The sequence below is a fragment of the Cupriavidus sp. 96C5-1 genome, assembly GCF_057798855.1.
Genome location: NZ_JBYOJU010000077.1, coordinates 13,216 through 28,120 on the forward strand (window position 1 = coordinate 13,216; position 14,905 = coordinate 28,120).

13 protein-coding genes are annotated in these 14,905 nt (G+C 68.1%); 10 read left to right on the forward strand and 3 right to left on the reverse strand.

What is annotated here, in order from left to right; all coding sequences use genetic code 11:
* Positions 1-18: 18 nt before the first annotated feature.
* From pdxA to AC3FOF_RS42805, 3 genes are read right to left on the reverse strand one after another with little or no spacing between them, the layout of a single operon-like run.
* Positions 19-1,068 (reverse strand): 4-hydroxythreonine-4-phosphate dehydrogenase PdxA, encoded by a 1,050-nt coding sequence (gene pdxA / locus AC3FOF_RS42795; protein ID WP_488730115.1) that lies wholly within the window; start codon positions 1,066-1,068, stop codon positions 19-21.
* An 18-nt stretch (positions 1,069-1,086) separates the two neighbouring features.
* Positions 1,087-2,574 carry a peptidylprolyl isomerase gene (locus AC3FOF_RS42800; protein ID WP_488730122.1) on the reverse strand — a complete coding sequence of 496 codons (1,488 nt, stop codon included), beginning with the start codon at positions 2,572-2,574 and terminating at the stop codon, positions 1,087-1,089.
* A gap of 9 nt (positions 2,575-2,583) precedes the next feature.
* Entirely contained in the window at positions 2,584-4,989 is a 2,406-nt protein-coding gene (locus AC3FOF_RS42805; protein ID WP_488730116.1) for an LPS-assembly protein LptD, read from the reverse strand.
* Between the two features lie 156 nt (positions 4,990-5,145).
* On the opposite strand from AC3FOF_RS42805, the gene AC3FOF_RS42810 reads away from it, so the two are divergent.
* From AC3FOF_RS42810 to purH, 10 genes are all read left to right on the forward strand, one after another.
* Complete coding sequence (locus AC3FOF_RS42810; RefSeq protein WP_276269395.1) at positions 5,146-6,180, forward strand: aminoglycoside phosphotransferase family protein; 1,035 nt, start codon at positions 5,146-5,148, stop codon at positions 6,178-6,180.
* 40 nt (positions 6,181-6,220) lie between these two features.
* The gene (locus AC3FOF_RS42815; protein ID WP_488730117.1) at positions 6,221-6,982 is read left to right on the forward strand and encodes an AzlC family ABC transporter permease; all 762 of its coding nucleotides are present in this window, start codon (positions 6,221-6,223) and stop codon (positions 6,980-6,982) included.
* Positions 6,979-7,314 (forward strand): AzlD domain-containing protein, encoded by a 336-nt coding sequence (locus tag AC3FOF_RS42820; RefSeq protein WP_276269393.1) that lies wholly within the window; start codon positions 6,979-6,981, stop codon positions 7,312-7,314. The genes AC3FOF_RS42815 and AC3FOF_RS42820 overlap by 4 nt, the downstream gene beginning before the upstream one ends.
* A gap of 17 nt (positions 7,315-7,331) precedes the next feature.
* Positions 7,332-8,072 carry an N-acetylmuramate alpha-1-phosphate uridylyltransferase MurU gene (murU, locus tag AC3FOF_RS42825; RefSeq protein ID WP_488730118.1) on the forward strand — a complete coding sequence of 247 codons (741 nt, stop codon included), beginning with the start codon at positions 7,332-7,334 and terminating at the stop codon, positions 8,070-8,072.
* Positions 8,073-8,153: 81 nt separating this feature from the next.
* The gene (locus AC3FOF_RS42830) at positions 8,154-9,536 is read left to right on the forward strand and encodes an aminopeptidase P N-terminal domain-containing protein (protein WP_488730119.1); all 1,383 of its coding nucleotides are present in this window, start codon (positions 8,154-8,156) and stop codon (positions 9,534-9,536) included.
* Positions 9,533-10,042 (forward strand): hypothetical protein, encoded by a 510-nt coding sequence (locus AC3FOF_RS42835; protein WP_488730120.1) that lies wholly within the window; start codon positions 9,533-9,535, stop codon positions 10,040-10,042. Before AC3FOF_RS42830 ends, AC3FOF_RS42835 begins: the two co-directional genes overlap by 4 nt.
* A 19-nt stretch (positions 10,043-10,061) precedes the next feature.
* Positions 10,062-11,318, forward strand: a complete 1,257-nt coding sequence (locus tag AC3FOF_RS42840; protein WP_276269389.1) for a UbiH/UbiF/VisC/COQ6 family ubiquinone biosynthesis hydroxylase — start codon at positions 10,062-10,064, stop codon at positions 11,316-11,318.
* Positions 11,319-11,527: 209 nt separating this feature from the next.
* Positions 11,528-12,613 carry a tRNA dihydrouridine synthase DusB gene (gene dusB / locus AC3FOF_RS42845; RefSeq protein ID WP_017225334.1) on the forward strand — a complete coding sequence of 362 codons (1,086 nt, stop codon included), beginning with the start codon at positions 11,528-11,530 and terminating at the stop codon, positions 12,611-12,613.
* Complete coding sequence (locus AC3FOF_RS42850; RefSeq protein ID WP_017225335.1) at positions 12,610-12,843, forward strand: Fis family transcriptional regulator; 234 nt, start codon at positions 12,610-12,612, stop codon at positions 12,841-12,843. The genes dusB and AC3FOF_RS42850 overlap by 4 nt, the downstream gene beginning before the upstream one ends.
* A gap of 16 nt (positions 12,844-12,859) precedes the next feature.
* The gene (purH, locus tag AC3FOF_RS42855) at positions 12,860-14,434 is read left to right on the forward strand and encodes a bifunctional phosphoribosylaminoimidazolecarboxamide formyltransferase/IMP cyclohydrolase (protein ID WP_017225336.1); all 1,575 of its coding nucleotides are present in this window, start codon (positions 12,860-12,862) and stop codon (positions 14,432-14,434) included.
* Positions 14,435-14,905: the final 471 nt, after the last annotated feature.

Below are 14,905 nucleotides of genomic sequence, written 5' to 3' on the forward strand. Positions count from 1 at the left end.
AGTTGTCTTGCTCGGGCGTCAGCGTGTTGCCGCCAGCGGTGCGGCGCGGTGCCGGCCGCCGGCGTGGCCGGCCATGGCGATGGCGCTGCGGATCGCCTCGATCATGCTGCCGTGCTCGGCCTGGCCGCTGGCGGCCAGGTCGAGCGCGGTACCGTGATCGACCGATGTGCGGATGAAGGGCAGGCCCAGCGTGATATTGACGCCATGGCCAAAGGTGCCGTACTTGAGCGGCGCCAGGCCCTGGTCGTGGTACATGGCCAGCACGCAGTCGGCGCCGTCGAGATGACGGGGCTGGAACAGCGTGTCGGCGGGATAAGGGCCGCGCGCGTCGATGCCCGCGTCGGCGGCACGCGCCAGCGCGGGGATGATCACGTCGATCTCCTCGTGGCCCATATGGCCGCTTTCACCGGCATGGGGGTTGAGTCCGGTCACCAGGATACGCGGGCGGGCCAGGCCGAAATGATGGCGCAGGTCGGCGTCGATGATGGCCAGCGTTTCCACCAGCATGCCCACGCCCAGCGCATCGGGTACCGCGCGCAGCGGCAGGTGCGTGGTGGCCAGCGCCACCCGCAGCATGGCATTGCCGTGCGCGGGCTGCGGGCCGGCCAGCATCATGACCACGCGCGCCGCGCCGGCGCGCTCGGCCAGGTATTCGGTGTGGCCGGTAAAGGGCACGCCGGCGTCGTTGATGGTGCTTTTCTGCACGGGCGCGGTCACCATGCCGGCATAGCGCGGGACACCGTCGGCGCTTGCGCTGCAACCGTCGATGGCGGCATCGAGCAGGGCCAGCACATAGGCGCCATTGCGGGTGTCGAGCCGGCCGGGCTCGCACGGCACGCCCAGCGCGATATCCTCGCTGACCACGCTGCCGTCCGCCAGCCGGCGCGCCCAGGCCTGCGCCACGCCCAGCGCCGCGGCGCGCGCAGCCAGCAGGCGCGCGTCGCCCAGCACGTGAAAGCGCACCTGGGGATGCTCGCCGGCGATCTGCAACAAGGCCCCGATGGTGATATCGGGACCGATGCCGGCGGGTTCCCCGGTGGTGATGGCTAGCGCGAGCGGCTCGGACATGGCGATGACGCGTTCCCTTTAACGTTGGCGGTTGACGCGGTATTCGACGTAGGCCGCCTGGCGCAACTGGCGCAGCCAGTCGTCATAGGCCACGCGCATCTTCTGCTCGCGGATCTCCGCACGGGCGAAATCTCGCTGTTTTTCCGGCGAGCTTTCGGTTTCGCGGCGGTTGAGCACCTGGATCAGGTGCACGCCGAACTGGCTGACGACGGGCTCCGACACTTCGCCCGGGCGCAGGCGGCTCATGGCCTGCTCGAACTCAGGAACCAGTTCGCCCGGCGACACCCAGCCGAGATCACCACCGTTCTGCGCCGAACCGTCCTGCGAGAAACGCTTCGCCGCATCGGCAAAGTCGCCGCCGTGGGTAATGCGGTCGCGCAGCGTGGCGAGCTGGCGGCGCGCCTCGGCCTCCGGCATGTTCGGGCCGGTGCGGATCAGGATATGGCGCACCTGGGTCTGGGTGATGCGGTCGCCGACGGCCGGGCTGGACGAGGCCGGCGGCGCGGTGCGCTTGGCCACCAGCCTGAGCACGTGGAAGCCGTTGGCGCTCTCGATCACCTGCGGCACCACGGCGCCGGGCTGGAGGTCGAGGACGGCGTTGGCGAACAGTGCCGGCAGCCGGCCGATCTCGCGGAAGCCGAGCGCGCCGCCCTTGGCGGCTTCGGGTGCGTCGGAGGCCTGCGCCAGCTGGGCAAAATCCGCGCCGCCCTGGGCTTGCTTGAGCAGCCCCTCGGCCTTGGCGCGCAGCGTGGCCTTCTGCGCCTCGGAGGCGTCCTCCGGCACGCGCACCAGGATCTGGGCCACGTTGTATTCGGTGGGGCCGCTGGCGGCGCCGGCCTGCCCGTTGTGCGCGGCCAGGTAGTTGTCGATTTCGCCGTCGTAGACCTGGACCTTGGAATCCACCTCGCGTTCGCGCAGGCGGATGACCTGCACCTGCTTGCGCAGCTCGGTGCGGTACTTGGTCCAGGTCATGCCGGTGCGCTCGACCTGGCTGCGCAGGTCCGTCACGTTCAGGTGATTCTGCTGCGCCACCGACTCGACGGCGCGGTCGACTTCCTGGTCGGTCACCTTGATGCCCGCTTCCTCCGCCGCCTGGGTCTGCACGCGGTCCATCACCAGCCGCTCCAGCACCTCGCCCAGCAGGTCGGCACGCGCCGGCACCGGCCGGTTGGCCTGGCGCAGCTGCCCTTCGATCTCGTCGGCGCGGTCCAGCAGTTCGCGCCTGGTGATCACGCTGTTGTTGACGATCGCCACCACCTCGTCCACCAGCTGCGAGCGCTGGGCGCTGGCGCCGGGCTGCGTCACGCCGAGGCGCGGCTGGCTGGGCGACGCGTTATCGCCAGCCTGCGGCATGAAAATGCCGGTGGTCCGCTGCGCGGACGGCGCCTTCAGCTGGGCTGCCGCGGGCAGCGCGAACGCCGCCAGCAGCGCGGTCAGCAGCAGGCTTTGCCAGCCGTTCAGGCTGGAAGACATGGAGGAAAGAGCGTTGAATTCTTGACGTTTCATCATGGTCCGTCATTCATAGTGGTCGAGCTGGGATGGGATCACCGGCCTGGCGACGACGGGCTCATAACCCGGCACGTTCAGCCGCAGCACATCCAGCGGATTGGAGCCGATCTTGGACAGGCCGCGGAACTCCACCTGGAAGAAGATACGCCCGGTGTAGCCCTGCGAAGTATTGCGGAAACGCTGGTAGACGACGCGTCCCACCCAGCAATCCGCCGCGTATTCGAAACCGGCCAGTGCATCGACCAGCTGGCTTGCGCTCAGGTCGAATGCCACCCGGCCGATGCCATAGGTACGCTGGCTCAGCGGCCACTGGCTTGAAAGCTCGAACTGGTCGATGGCGGTATTGTCCGTCACCGAGGTCGGGCGCCGGTAGCGATAGCCGACATTGAAGGTCTTGCGCGCCTCGGGCCGCCACGAAAAGGCGATATTCGAATAGATCACCCGGTTGCTGTCCGGATTGTATTGCAGTCCGGTATCCAGGTAATAACCCTTGAACAGCTGGATCGTGGTCGCCGCCAGCAGGTCCGAATAGCCTGTCTTGGCAGGGTCCGTACCGTTGAGCTGCACCCGTTGGCCGGAGAAGTCGAAACGCTGCGCAAGCGTGCCGCGGAAGCGTTCGATGCCGCTGGACGCTTCGATCAGGCGCGTGGTCACACCCGCCGTCAGCTTGTTGTTGTCGGCGATGCGGTCATTCCCCGTGAACGGGTTCTCGCTGAAAATCTGCCCGTAGCCGAAGTCCGACTGCACGGTATCGAACAGCGGGAACAGGCTCTGGTCGCGGAACGGCGTGTAGACGTAGAACAGGCGCGGTTCCAGCGTCTGCACATAGTTGACGCCGAACAGCCGGCTCACGGTCGGCGCGTCGCGCTCGAAGGTCATGCCGGAGTCCACGCTCAAGGTCGGCAGGGCCCGGTTCAGCGTATTGGGCGCGCCCGGCGTGTTGTTGGCCGACTCCATCTGGTACTGGGAGGCATTGAACGTCGCCTTGGGCGTGACGAACCAGCCCGGCCGTATGATCGGATAGCTGATGGAGGGCTGGATGAAGACCCGCTCGCCCTGCGGCTGCTGCGTGCCCGTCGTGGTCAACGGGATGCGGAATCGCGTGTAGTCGGCCTCGACCTGAATGTCGAAGCCGGCCAGGTCGTAGCGCGTGTACTTGACGTTGAGCTGCGGCTCGCGTTCGTACGAAGGCTGGCTGGGCGCCAGGGTCTGGAACTTCTGCACCCGCGCCAGCACCGCAATATCGTGCCAGTTATAGGTCACGCCGCCTTCTTGCGTGTACTGGCGCAGCGTCGACAGCGTCGCCGAGCGCGTCAGGTCGTCGGGATACTGCGCATCCGACACCTTGTTGACGTTAAGGTAAGCATTCAGGCCGGTGGCGATGTTCTGGTAGTGCTGTACCGAATACGCCCAGCGATTGGTCCTGGTCTTCTGGTCGTCCGGCAGGAATTCACCCCGGATGCGCCCCGAATACCCCTGGCCGAGGTAACGGAAGTCACTGCCGAGCTGCACGCCGCGCGAGCTCAGCACGCGCGGGAAGAGCGTCAGGTCCCGGTTGGGCGCGATGTTGAAATAGTACGGCACCGTCAGGTCCATGCCTGAGCGCGAGCTGTAGCCGAACAGCGGCGGCAGCAGCCCGCTGCGGCGCTCGTTGTTCAGGGGGAAGCTGAACATCGGCGCCGCCATGATCGGCACGTCGAAGAAGCGCAGCACGCTGCCGTTGGCGGTGCCGACCTGGCGATCGCTGTCGATTTCGAGCTCGCGCGCGCTGAAATACCAGTCCGCGTTGTCGGGCGAACAGGTAGTGTAGGACGCGTGCTTGATGAGGCTCTGGTTCTTGTCGATGAAATCGATACGCTCGGCCTTGCCGGAGCCGCCGGTCTGCTGGAAGTAGTAGTCCGGCGACAGCATATAGCCTTCATTGGCCTCGACCTTCAGCCGGGCTTCCGGCCCCACCGCGAGCGATCCATTGCGCGAGACGCGGGCGTTGCCGTGAGCGAATGCCTCGTCGCTGTCCTGGTCATAGGTCAGCTTGTCGCCCTTGACCACGCTGCCGTCGCGGCGCAGTTCGGCATTGCCTTCGAGTTCCACGCCGCGCTGGTTGTAGCCGGTCATGCGGTCGCCCGAGACAAAGGTGGGCGGGTTCTCGTCCGGCTGGCCGGTCTGGGTCTTGGCGGTGGCCGGCTCGGCCAGCCGGGGCACCAGTTCGCCGGATACCGGCGGCTTCAAGGGCGCCTGCTCGGCGCTGGGCTCGGCCACCGGCAGGTCGGGAATGACCGAGCCCGCGGACTGCGCGTGAGCGCCCACTGACCAGCCGGCCATGGCCAACACGAGCGGGCGCAGTGCGCTGCCGGGGAGTCGCGCCGATGTCTTGCTTGCCTTCTGGTTCGGTGATCGTCGTTGTTCGGTCATGCGAGCGGGTCATGAGTCAGAGCGGCGGCGGCGGCCCAGCAACCGCCAGCCACCGCCGAAGCAGGCTGTCGGGCCATGGGAGGCCCGCCTGGGAGCCGCCCCGGGGCCCGGGTCTGGTCGGGTATTATACGGGGCATCCTATTCTCCCTTTCCGGCATGGCAGCACTTCCTCTCGACCCGCGTCTCGATCAACTCAAAGTCTGGGTGTCCGGACTTGGTCCGGCCTGGTCCGTCAATCCCGATTCCTGCGCCCCGGCATCGGCCGATGCCAGCTTCCGGCGCTACTTCCGGGTCAGCACCGGCCACCCCGGATATCCGACCGCGATCGTGATGGATGCGCCGCCCGCGCAAGAGGACTGCCGCCCCTTCATCCATGTGGCGGAATTGTTCGGCGCGGCCGGCGTGACCGTGCCGAAGGTGCTGGCGCAGGACCTCGGGCAAGGATTCCTGCTGCTGAGCGACCTCGGCAACACCACCTACCTGTCCCGGCTGGAGCCGGCGAGCGCGCGCCAGCTCTATGGCGACGCTGCCGCTGCGCTGGTACAGATCCAGCTCGCCACGCGCCCCGGCGCCCTGCCCGCCTACGACCGCGCGCTGCTGCAGCGCGAGCTCGACCTGTTCCCGCAGTGGTACGTGGCCAGGCACCTCGGCGTCACGCTGACCCCGGAGCAGGAAGCCGGCCTGGCCGAGGTGATGCAAACGCTGCTGGCCAACAACCTGGCGCAGCCGCAGGTCTATGTCCACCGCGACTATCATTCGCGCAACCTGATGGTGCTCGACGGCAAGGGCAACCCGGGCATCCTGGATTTCCAGGACGCGGTGATCGGCCCCATCACCTACGACGCGGTCTCGCTGTGGCGCGACGCCTATATCGAATGGGACGAGCAGGAGCAGCTCGACTGGCTGATCCGCTACTGGGAACGCGCCCGCAAGGCCGGACTGCCGGTGAACGCCGATTTTGGCGAGTTCTACCGCGATTTCGAGTGGATGGGCCTGCAGCGCCACCTCAAGGTGCTCGGCATCTTCGCCCGCCTGTACCATCGCGACGGCAAGGACGGCTATCTGGCCAACCTGCCGCTGGTGCTCAAGTACGCACGCCAGGTGGCGGGCCGCTATATCGAGCTGCGCAAGCTGGTGCGCCTGTTCGACGCGCTCGACGGCGTCGAGCGCCCGGTCGGCTACACCTTCTGATGCATCCCCAAGCGATGCCGGCCATGCCCGGCAGGCCGGCATGCCGCCCATGACAGCGGGCAGCGGCCCCGCGACCGCCATCACCCGCCGCGGCGAATGGTGGGCGGGCGCGCGCGCGCTGGCGCCCATGCTGCTGGGCGTGGCGCCGTTCGGCCTGATCTATGGCGTGCTGGCGGTCAACGCCGGCATGCCCGCGTGGCTGGCCTGCGCCATGAGCGCAATCGTGTTCGGCGGCGCCTCGCAGATGATCCTGACGCAGTTGTGGGCGGCGGGCACCCCCGCGCTGCTGATCGCGGTCACGGTGGCCATGGTCAACCTGCGCCATGCGCTGTATTCGGCCACCATGGCCCCGTCGCTGGCCCACCTGCCGCGCCGCTGGAAGACGCTGATCGCCTACCTGCTGACCGACGAAGCCTTCGCCGCCATGACCCGGCGCCTGGTCGACGACGACGGGCACAAGCGCTACCGCCACTGGTTCTTCTTCGGCGCGGGCTTCGCGCTGTGGGCCAGCTGGCAGGTCTCGACGCTGGCCGGCGTGCTGGTGGGCGCCCAGGTGCCGCGCGACTGGCCGCTCGATTTCTTCCTGCCGCTCACCTTTATCGCCATCATCGTGCCGGGCATCAAGCGCCGCTCGCACGCCGCGGCGGCGCTGGTGGCCACGGCGCTGGCGGTGGCCTGCTTCGGCATGCCGCACAAGCTCGGCCTGATGGTGGCGGCGCTGGGCGGCATTGCCGCGGGCATGCTGCTGCTGGGCAAGGAGCGCCAGCAACCCAGGCGAGCCTCGACGGAGCCCTCGGCATGAGCCAGATGACCCTGCTGCTGGTATTCATCGGCGCCGGCCTCGCCACCTTCCTGATCCGCCTGTCGTTCATCGCGGTGGAGGGCCGGGTGCGGCTGCCGTCCTGGTTCCGCACCGCGCTGCAGTTCGTGCCGGCCGCCATGCTGTCCGCCCTGATCGCGCCCGACCTGCTGATGCGCGACGGCCAGGTCGATATCCACCCCGGCAATGCGCGCCTGGTGGCCGGGCTGGTGGCCATCGTCATCGCCGCCAGGACGCGCAGCATCGGCTGGACCATTGCCGGCGGCATGACCACCCTGATCGCAATGACCTACCTGCTGAACGCGCTGAAGTAAGCGCCGGAGACCCTGCATTGAAAGCCATGATTTTTGCGGCCGGGCGTGGCGAGCGCATGCGCCCGCTGACCGATACCTGCCCCAAGCCGCTGCTGCCGGTGGGCGGCAAGCCGCTGATCGTCTGGAAGATCGAAGCCCTGGCGCGTGCCGGCTTCAACGACATCGTGATCAACCACGCCTGGCTCGGCGCGCAGATCGAAGACGCGCTCGGCGACGGCAGCCGCCTCGGCGTGCGCCTGGCCTACTCGGCCGAGTCCAGCGCACTGGAAACCGCCGGCGGCATCGCCCAGGCGCTGCCGCTATTGTCGTCCGCGCCGGCGCGCGGCGAGATCTTCCTGGCCGTATCCGGCGACATCTTCACCGATTACGACTTCCGCTGCCTGCTGCCGCGCCTGCGCGCCATGTCCGGCGCGCCCGAGGCGCGCATGCACCTGGTGATGGTGCCCAATCCGCCGTTCCACCCGGGCGGCGATTTTGCGCTGGACGCGGATGGCCGGCTGTTGCCCGCGGCCACGCCGGCGGCGCCAAACCTGACCTTCGGCAATATCGGCCTGTATGACACACGGCTGTTCACCGCCATCGAGCCCGGCCGGAAAGTCGCCATGACACCCTATTACCGTGCCGCGGTGGCCGCCGGCCTGGCCAGCGGCGAGCGCTTCGACGGCGTCTGGGAAAACGTCGGCACGCCAGCCCAGCTGGCGGCCCTGGATGCCGCGGTGCGGGCCAGGGCCGGCGCGGCGGCGGCACCGCTGGCCTGACCCCTCTCGCCTGCCCAAGTACCGCACCGGCAATGCGGCGGCGGTAGAATCAGCTTATTCCCCATCCACGTGGCCCCACACATGTCCGCACCCGACTCCGCTCTCCTCCTCGCCTGTCGCGACCGGCGCGCCCGCGTGCTGCAGCAACTGCGCGCCGCCGGCGGCGGCGTGGCAATCCTGCCCACTGCGCCCGAAGCCATGCGCAACCGCGATAGCGACTACCCCTATCGCCACGACAGCTACTTCTATTACCTGACCGGTTTCACCGAGCCGGAGGCGGTGCTGGTGCTGGTGGCACAGGCGTGCGGCGCCGAGCGCAGCATCCTCTTCTGCCGCCCCAAGCACGAGGAACGCGAGATCTGGGACGGCTTCCGCCACGGCCCGGAAGGCGCGCGCGCGGCCTTCGGCTTCGACGAGGCGCATTCGATCGAGGAGATCGACGCGCTGCTGCCGCCGCTGCTGGCCAACCACGCCGTGCTGGCCTACCCGCTGGCCGCCACCACCCGCACCGACATGCAGGTGCGGCGCTGGCTGGACGCGGTGCGCATGCAGGGACGCGCCGGCGTGAGCTCGCCGTCGACGGCCATCGACATCCGCACCATCCTCGACGAAATGCGCCTGTTCAAGGATGCCGGCGAGATCGCCACCATGCGCCGTGCCGCCGAGATCTCGGCGCAGGCCCATGTGCGCGCCATGCGCGTGTCGCGCCAGGGGCTGCGCGAGTACCACCTGGAGGCCGAGCTGCTCTATGAGTTCCGCCGCCACGGCGCGCAGAGCGTCGCCTACAACTCCATCGTCGCCGCCGGCCCCAATGCCTGCGTGCTGCACTACCGCGCCGGCCCCGCCGAGCTGCACGATGGCGACCTGTGCCTGATCGACGCCGGCTGCGAGCTCGATGGCTACGCCTCCGACATCACCCGCACCTTCCCGGTTTCCGGCCGCTTCTCGCCGGCCCAGCGCGAACTGTACGACCTGGTGCTGGCCGCGCAGGAAGCCGCCATCGCCGAGACCCGCCCCGGCGTGCCCTACAACGTGCCGCACGACGCCGCCACGCGCGTGCTGGCGCAAGGCATGCTCGATACCGGCCTGCTCGACCGCAACCGCTGCGGCAGCCTGGACGACGTGCTGGCCAGCGGCAGCTACCGCCAGTTCTATATGCACCGCACCGGCCACTGGCTCGGCATGGACGTGCACGACGTGGGCGAATACCGCGTGCCGGGCGCTGCCCCGGCCGAAGGCGAGCGCGCCTGGCGCCCGCTCGAACCCGGCATGGTGCTGACGGTGGAACCCGGCATCTACGTGCGCCCGGCACCGGAAGTGCCGGAGCGCTTCTGGCATATCGGCATCCGCATCGAGGACGATGCGGTGGTGACCGGTGGCGGCTGCGACCTGATGACGCGCGGCGTCCCGGTCAAGGCGAACGAAATCGAGGCGCTGATGCGCGACGCGGGAGGTGCGCGATGATGGGCTGGCTACGCAAGGTACTTCCGGTGGGCAATCGCGCGCAGACCAGCCGCGCGCCCGCCTACGATCCCGCGCAACCGTTCGTGATCAACCTCTACGACGACCGCCTGGTGGTGCATCGCCCCGATGGCCAGCGCGAAGAGCTGGCGTGGGACGCGCTCGAGCGCGTGGTGGTGCGGGTTTCGAACCGCGAACCGTGGGCCGGTCCGGCCTGGCTGATCCTGGTGGGCGATTCCGCGCCCGACGGCACGCCGCAGGGCTGTGTGGTCCCGCTCAACGCGGTCAACCAGGCCGCGCTGGTGGCGCGCCTGCAGGCATTGCCGGGCTTCAGCCAGCAGAAACTGGACAACGCCCTGCGCGACGCCGAGGCAGGCAAGCACCGCACCGACGCCAATCTCTGGAAGCGCGGCGCGCAGGCAGCGGACGATGCGGGCGATGACCTTGCCGCCGGCGACGGCGACATCGGCGCCAGCCCTGGCGGCGCGCATGCGCCAGAAAAGCCCTGAAGACTCCCGGAACCTGAATATGCTGGATAGCCTGGATAGCGTGGACGGCACGGACATCGCCATCGTCGGTGCCGGGCCGGTGGGCCTGGCGCTGGCCTGCCTGCTGCTGCGCAACAGCCCCTGGCGCCTGACGCTGATCGACGCCGCCACGCCGGCGCGCGCGGCCCGCGATCCGCGCGCCATCGCGCTGTCCCACGGCAGCCGCCAGTTGCTGGAGCAGATCGGCGCCTGGCCCCGGGCGGTCACGCCGATCGAGCATATCCATGTATCGCAGCGCGGGCGGTTCGGCCACGTCAGGCTGCACAGCGACGACTACGACGTCCCCGCGCTTGGCTATGTGGTGCGCTACGGCGACCTGTGCGAGGCGCTCGAACGGGCGCTGGCCCAGGCTATCCAGCAGGCAGGCCCTGCCGGCGAGCGCCTGGCGCGCGCCTACGACACACGCATAGATCACATCGAGCAGTCCGCCGGCCCGGATGGTAACAAGGACGGCGCGTCTGGCGGACTGGTGCGCCTGACCGGCCACACGCACGATCGGCAGCCGGCCGCCTTTGCCGCGCGCCTGGCGGTGCAGGCCGAAGGCGGCCTGTTCCACAAGCAGTCCCCCCTTGCGGGGAGCGGCGCGCAGGCGCAGAAGTACCGGCGCGATTACCGCCAGACGGCGATCGTCGCCCATGTCGCCTGCTCGCGCCCACAGCCGGGCTGGGCCTGGGAACGCTTCACCGACGAAGGACCGCTGGCGCTGCTGCCGCACGAAGAGCACGGCATGGCGGGCTATGCACTGGTGTGGTGCTGCCCGCCGGACCTAGCGGCGCGACGGCTGGCGCTGCCGGACGCGGCATTCCTCGCCGAGCTGGAGCAGGCCTTCGGCCCGCGCATGGGCCGCTTCACCGGCATCGGCAAGCGCCATGCCTTCCCGCTCGGGCTCAATGCCGCGCCGGTCACCGTGCAGGGCCGCGTGGTCGCGGTCGGCAATGCCGCGCAGACGCTGCACCCGGTCGCCGGCCAGGGCCTCAACCTGGGCCTGCGCGATGCGTTTGCCCTGGGCGCGGCGCTGCGCGCCGGCTGCAGCCCGCAAGCGCTGCAGGCTTTCGCGGCGCAACAAAAGCTGGACCGCGCCGTGACCATCGGGGTGACCGACCTGCTGCCCCGCGTGTTTGGCATCTCCTACCCGCTCGCGGCCCATGCGCGCGGCGCGTCGCTGGCGGCGCTCGCCTGCCTGGGCCCGCTCAAGGATGCGCTGGCGCGGCAGATGATGTACGGCATGCGCCGCTAAAGCCGGCCGGCGGCCACGCCGGCACCATTGTTTGCAATCGGGCCCGGTGCATTATTTGCTCAAATCTTGAGCAACCTGGGCCGTTTGGCGGTAAAATCCCGCCCTCACACATGCCCACTTGAAGACGCCGAGCTGCATATCGGCAGGGCATGCCATTTCCATTTTTGTCTCGTTGCGGGCCGCCTTGCGGCCCCTCGACAGTCTCTATCGTGCAAATCGGACCGCACCAGCTCCGCAACAACCTGTTCGTCGCGCCCATGGCCGGCGTGACGGACCGGCCCTTCCGCCAGCTGTGCAAGCAGCTCGGGGCGGGCTACGCGGTGTCCGAAATGGTCGCTTCCAACGCGCAGCTATGGAAGAGCGAGAAGACCATGCGGCGTGCCAACCACACCGGCGAAGTCGAACCGATCTCGGTCCAGATCGCGGGCGCCGAACCCGCGATGATGGCCGAGGCGGCACGCTACAACGTGGATCGCGGCGCGCAGATCATCGATATCAACATGGGCTGCCCGGCCAAGAAGGTGTGCAATGTCGCCGCCGGCTCGGCGCTGCTGCAGAACGAGCCGCTGGTGGTGCGCATCGTCGAGGCGGTGGTCGCCGCGGTCGGCGACCGCGTGCCCGTCACCCTCAAGATCCGCACCGGATGGGACCGCCAGAACCGCAATGCGCTGCGCATCGCGCACATGGTGGAAGACGCCGGCATCAGCATGCTGACCGTGCACGGCCGCACGCGCGCCGACCTGTACAAGGGCGAAGCCGAGTACGAGACCATTGCCGCGGTCAAGGCAGCGGTCTCGATTCCCGTGGTCGCCAATGGCGACATCACCACGCCGCAGAAGGCAAAGCGCGTGCTGGCCGTGACCGGCGCGGACGCCATCATGATCGGCCGCGCGGCGCAGGGCCGGCCCTGGCTGTTCCGCGAGATCGAGCACTACCTCGCCACCGGCGAGCTGTTGCCGCCGCCCGAAGTGGCCGAGATCCGCGCCATCATGAACGCGCACCTGGAAGACCACTACGACTTCTATGGCGAGTTCACCGGCGTGCGCACCGCGCGCAAGCACATTGCGTGGTACACGCGCGGGCTGGCTGGCGCCAACCTGTTCCGCCACCGCATGAACACGCTGGAAACCACCACGGACCAGCTTGCCGCGGTCAATGCCTTCTTCGACGAACAGGCGCTGTTGTCCGAACGCCTGGTGTACGTGGACGAAGGCGTGGACGGCACGGACGATGCCGACGACGAGAAACGCAACGAGTCGAACAACAACAAGAACGGGGAGTTGCTTGCCGCATGAGCCGCAACGCTATCGACCAGTGCATTCGGGACAGCCTGAGTGCCTACTTTCGCGACCTGGACGGTGAAGAGCCGTCGAATATGTACAACATGGTGCTCGAGGCCGTCGAACGGCCGCTGCTCGAGGCAGTGATGGCGCGCGCCGAGCGCAACCAGTCGCTCGCCGCCGCCTACCTTGGCATCAATCGCAATACGCTGCGCAAGAAGTTGCAGCAGCACGGTTTACTTTGAAGTGATCCCCACAGCCATGATCAAGCAAGCCCTCCTCTCCGTATCCGACAAGACCGGCATCGTCGACTTCGCCCGCGAACTCAACGCGCTCGGCGTCACGCTGCTTTCCACCGGCGGCACCGCCAAGCTGCTCGCCGAAGCCGGCCTGCCGGTCACGGAAGTGGCCGACTACACCGGTTTCCCCGAAATGCTCGACGGCCGCGTCAAGACGCTGCACCCGAAGGTGCACGGCGGCATCCTGGCCCGCCGCGACCTGCCCGAGCACATGGCTGCGCTGGCCGAGCACAATATCCCCACCATCGACCTGCTGGTGGTCAACCTGTACCCGTTCCAGCAGACCGTGGCCAAGGACGACTGCACGCTGCCGGACGCCATCGAGAACATCGACATCGGCGGCCCCACCATGCTGCGCTCGGCCGCCAAGAACCACCGCGACGTCACCGTCGTGGTGGACCCGGCCGACTACGCGCCGGTGCTGGCCGAGATGCGCGCCAATGCCAACAGCGTCGGCTACGACACCAATTTCCGCCTGGCCACCAAGGTGTTCGCGCACACCGCGCAGTACGACGGCGCCATCACCAACTACCTGACCAGCCTCGGCGCCGACAAGTCGCACCAGGCCCGCAGCGCCTACCCGCAAACGCTCAACCTGGCCTTCGAGAAGGTGCAGGAAATGCGCTACGGCGAAAACCCGCACCAGTCCGCCGCGTTCTACCGCGACCTCAAGGCCTTCGACGGCTCGCTGGCCAACTACGTGCAGCTGCAGGGCAAGGAACTGTCCTACAACAACATCGCCGATGCCGACGCCGCGTGGGAATGCGTCAAGTCCTTCAACCCCGCCAACGGCGCCGCCTGCGTGATCATCAAGCACGCCAACCCGTGCGGCGTGGCGATCGGCGCCAACGCGCAGGAAGCCTACGAGAAGGCCTTCAAGACCGACTCGACCTCGGCCTTCGGCGGCATCATCGCCTTCAACGTCGAGCTGGACGAAGCCGCCGCGCAGATCGTGGCCAAGCAGTTCGTCGAAGTCCTGATCGCCCCGTCCTTCAGCGCTGGCGCGCGCGCGGTGTTCGCCGCCAAGCAGAACGTGCGCCTGCTGGAAATCCCGCTGGGCAAGGGCATCAACCAGTATGACTTCAAGCGCGTCGGCGGCGGCCTGCTGGTGCAGAGCCCGGATGCCAAGAACGTGCAGCCGGGCGAACTGCGCGTCGTGACCAAGCGTCACCCGACGCCAAAGGAAATGGACGACCTGATGTTCGCCTGGCGCGTGGCCAAGTTCGTCAAGTCGAACGCCATCGTATTCTGCGGCGGCGGGATGACGCTGGGCGTCGGCGCCGGCCAGATGAGCCGGGTGGATTCGGCGCGGATTGCCAGCATCAAGGCACAGAACGCCGGTCTGACCCTGACGGGTTCGGCGGTGGCGTCGGATGCGTTCTTCCCGTTCCGCGATGGGTTGGATGTGGTGGTGGATGCTGGCGCAAGCTGCGTCATTCAGCCGGGCGGCTCCATGCGGGATGATGAGGTGATCGCTGCCGCGGATGAGCGGAATATTGCGATGGTGCTGACCGGCACCCGGCATTTCAGGCATTAAGAGGTTGGGCCTGCCCGGCGGGGGTTGTTGATTTTTGATTCTCGCCGGGGGGGCTTGGGTTCTGTTTTGTGTTTGTGGGGACCTGATTTGGGTCTGCAGGGCCTAAAGGCGGTGTGGTGTCGGGCCCTCTGGCACATGGAGGTGTCACTTTTCTTTACTCGTAAAGAAAAGTAACCAAAAGAAAGCGACCCCTTGCAGGGGGGCTGGCTTGTCGGGCTCGGGGACGTTGCGGATTCGTGGTGGGCGCGACAGTTCTAATGAACTGCTGGCGCTACCGGCACGAGCGGCATTGCCGCTGCGGATGGCATTGGTTTTATTGTAGTGCCCCTGATGGCAATGGCCCGTGGTGGTTCACGCATCTGCCGTTACCGGCACGGATGGCCACTGTCTCCCGATCCTTGCCGGTTTCGTCGTGGGCGCGGTGGCCCCGGCTTGAGGCGAGCGCCCCCAATCTGGAGCCACCGCGCCCAC